Source organism: Williamwhitmania sp. (assembly GCA_035529935.1).
Classification (GTDB): Bacteria; Bacteroidota; Bacteroidia; order Bacteroidales; family Williamwhitmaniaceae; genus Williamwhitmania.
The window spans coordinates 1-4,007 of sequence record DATKVT010000203.1 but is presented as its reverse complement, the minus strand read 5'-3'; the positions used below and the strand labels follow the sequence as shown (position 1 = coordinate 4,007).

1 protein-coding gene is annotated in these 4,007 nt (G+C 44.1%); it reads left to right on the top strand.

The features are described from left to right. Positions 1-4,007, top strand: a 4,007-nt coding sequence (locus VMW01_15660; protein ID HUW07685.1) for a hypothetical protein, incomplete at both ends; no start/stop codon positions are given.

Here is a 4,007-nt window from a genome sequence, read left to right as displayed (position 1 = left end):
TATTACTCACCGGCCACCATTAATGCAATAAGTGCAACCTCAGGAACTGTTAGCGCTAGAGCCGAACAGATTTTTACACTGGGCTCGAACTATCTCGAAAAGTTTTGGGATGTGCTTACAAGCATTACAGGTAAAACAATTACAGCCACTTTCAACTACGATCCTGCCGAAATTGCTACACCTCCAACACAAATAATTGATAACCTTGGTGCGGTTTGGCAAACGCCCACTGGCACCCAAAGTTTTGGCACCAACTCCTTCACCATTACCGGGACAACCGATATTACAAATACCAGCTCCTTTTGGACAGCCGGTCCTGTCCCCGGAACCTATTTCTCCTACCAATCGGGCAGCTGGAACGACCCCACAACCTGGACTTCCGACCCTGGAGGGACAACGCAGGTTGGAACAACCGTTCCCGGCGCAGGAGATGCTGTGGTTATTCTTCCCAGTAGAACAGTTACCCTTCCTTCCGATATTGCAACAGCCAATCTAAAGGTGAATATCAACAATGGAGGTATTCTCGATATGGCAACCTATAGCTTCACTTCAGGTTTATCAAGCTTAAGTGGAGAGGGAACACTGAGCTTGGCCTCAGTAAATTTCCCCGCTGTAACCACAAATAGTTTTGTAAATGCTGGAGGTGGCACTACGGAGTATAAAAACGCTGCTGATTTCACACTACCGGCAGCACAAGCCACTTACAATAATCTGAGAATTAATGCACCGGGGGTTATTGCCACTCAAATGAGCGATATTACCCTCAACGGTAATTTATATGTAAAACAGGGAACATACCGCATAAACGACAATACCACTGCGGCCAGAAGAAATTTAACCATTATGGGAAGTGTGACAGTTGATGCAGCTGCTTCCATTACCGTTGGTACAGGAGTAACCAATACAACAACCAACCCCACAGCGACGGCTGAAACTGGCACTGCCCCATTTATTAACTACTACGATGGCCAATCGCACCGAGTGGTTATATATGGTGATTTTACCAACAATGGAACGGTTAAGTTTACCAACCTTCCCTATCCAATTTATAATGCTTTCCCACCAACAACACTGGGTGCAACCACAGGGTTTGCAACCGTTTACTTTCAGGGAGCAACCAACAATACGCTAACCTGTAATGGTACAACCGATTTTTATAATTTGGTTTTAGATAAAGGGATCGATCAGAGCTTTTCGTTAACCGTATACTCCTCGGCGTACTCCAACTTTCGACTATTTGGTGCAAACAATGACGATGGTTATGGTGGTGGTGCAAATCCAAATCTGAGGAAAGCGTTGTGGATTCGCACCGGAACCTTAGTCCTTCAAGGCTCAACCATTATCCCCTCCCTGTCGGAAGGTACTGGACTTTTACCCCCGGGAGCTCCTAACTCCGATTTTTACATTCCGGCCAACGGAGCCCTCACCCTCGATGGCTCTCAGGTTATTGTTTTAGCTACTGCCGATGATTATGGAGAAGTAAATGTAGCCTATGGTGTGGCTGGAGGAATTGGTTTAGTGAATGGGGTTGGGCAAGGTGGCGCAAGCTCCTTTTCGGTGATGGGAAAATTCAAAATAAACGATGGCTACTTCTCTACCCGTGAGTCGGGTGGGTTAATTACCTGGAGCGATGCATCGGGTCAGTTTGTGATTAGAGGCGGTACGGTTGATGCCAAGCAGTTTCGTTCTGCAGGAACTGGTGGAGGTCTTGCTTCTTACGATCAATCAGGCGGAACATTTATTCTCAGAGGTCGATTTCAGCATCACCTAGATTATTCCAGTATAGTTGCATTGAAAAATACCACCATAAATACGGTTAGAGCCAACGATGGTAGCTTAGGTGCTACATTAGGAACCTTCAACCTGAATGAAACAGCCAACGTATATACAATGTCGGGCGGAACCATTAAAATATACGATGCCTGTGGTACCGATGCTTCCGGCAATGGTAGGGTGTTTGATGTGCTCTCTTCATCGGGGAATATTAACGTGACCGATGGTTCCATCCTATTTCTACCTACTGCTGGAACCGGGGGAAGTGCAGATGCTGCCATTCAATACATCCAATCAAATGCACCCATCGGAAATTTAACAATTAGTAGGATAAGCGGAACAGCTACCATGCAGCTTATGACCTACCCCTTAAACGTCTTAGGAAATTTAACACTAACCTCTGGAACATTAACAGCAAGTAACTTTAATGTTTCCGTTGGTGGTAATTTTTCCATGGCGAGCGGAACGGTTTATACTCCCGGAACCAACTGGACCATCTTTAATGGCTCCGGCAGCCAAAACTTCAGCGTTAACTTACTATCGCCACTAGCTTTAAATAAGTTTAAGGTTGACAAACCGGCAGGAACAACCTTAACCTTGACGGGATCGCAATCGACCATTTCGGTTGCCGACTCCATGATGATTGTTACCGGTAATTTAGCCGATGGTGGTAAAACCATAAGTTTGGCCGGTGCCATTGCCACGGCATCCTACCTATACAATTCGGGGATACATTCAGGTGCAGGAAAAATTGTTTTGAACGATGATGTTCCGCAGCTAATTACCGGTGATGGAAATGGTATTTTCCAAAACCTTGAGCTAAACAACAATACCGGTACAGCTCCAATATCTTTGGGTGCCAATATTACTGTGAACGGAGTACTAACCTTGTCGCAGGATAAGCTCTTCGATATAAAAACCTATAACTTAAAACTTGGCCCATCGGCAACTATTGCCAATGCGGGTGCTTTAAGGTATATTCAATCGGCAGGAAATGCGGGTGATGGAGGTATTACAAAAGTATACTCCCTATCGTCACCCACCTTTACATTCCCAATTGGTGCGCCAACCCTAACTCCGGCAAAACCAGTAAAGTATACGCCAGCCACAATTACAATAAACGGAACACCTACTGCTTTTGGATCCATTACGGTGAACCCCGTTGGCTACGAACAACCTGGAACTACCACCAAAGGAAGGAGCTTAACCTACTACTGGAGGGTGAAATCCAACGGATTTACACTCGGTTCGGCCACTGTAACCCAAGGTTACACCTACGATCAGTCAGACGTAGTTACCGGAACGGGTATAACCGAAAATGGCTATGTAGCTGCGCGCTACAACGAAACAAACTTCACATGGACCAATGGCACAACCAGCGATATTGATGTTACCAACAACATTATTGGAGAACCAGGAGCTGGAACATTTTTAGAAAATGTGGGCTTTATCGATGGCGACTATACGGCAGGAGACAATAGTTCGAACAATCCTTTCGGTACACCAAAAATCTTCTATAGCTGTATTAATGGTGCTGCTGCTGGGAGCGGCCTTTGGAGTGACCCAAATACATGGTCCTTTACAAGCAATACTGGAACTGCTAATACTGGTGGAGCCGTTCCCGGAATTAACGACGTTGTTGTTATTGGAGCAAAAGATTCAATTTATCTTTCAAATGAAGTTCCACAATTCCCAGTGAATAACAATAATCCACCGGCTACCTACTATCAATTAGATAAAGCAAAAGTCAAATGTGCAATCCTTACAATTGAAGTTGGATCTGTATTGGATATTCAAAATAATCCAGGATGCTCTTTTGGAATTGTAGCAAGCCATCCAAATGGGAATGGCAACTTCCGAATAACAACTAGGGATGCAGTAAACTTTGACAATCCCGCAACTTATGCATTTCCAACTGGAGACTTCTCGGACTTTAATGTAAATAAAGGAACCACAGAGTTTTATACAATAAACCCACAAGCGGGAATCTACTACATGCTTCCAAATAATGTTAACTCATATGGTAATTTAATTCTTACTCCGCTAAAAGGTTCAAATCTGATAATGCCGAATATTAATTATTTAACCATTTACGGGGATTTAGTTTGTAAGGGTTCAGATGCGGATGCTTGGCTGGCAATGACTTGGAATGGATCATATGGTGCAATTGTTAGTAAGACAGTTTACATTAAAGGAAACTTTAATATTAATGGAGGATCGTTTGGGTTTATATA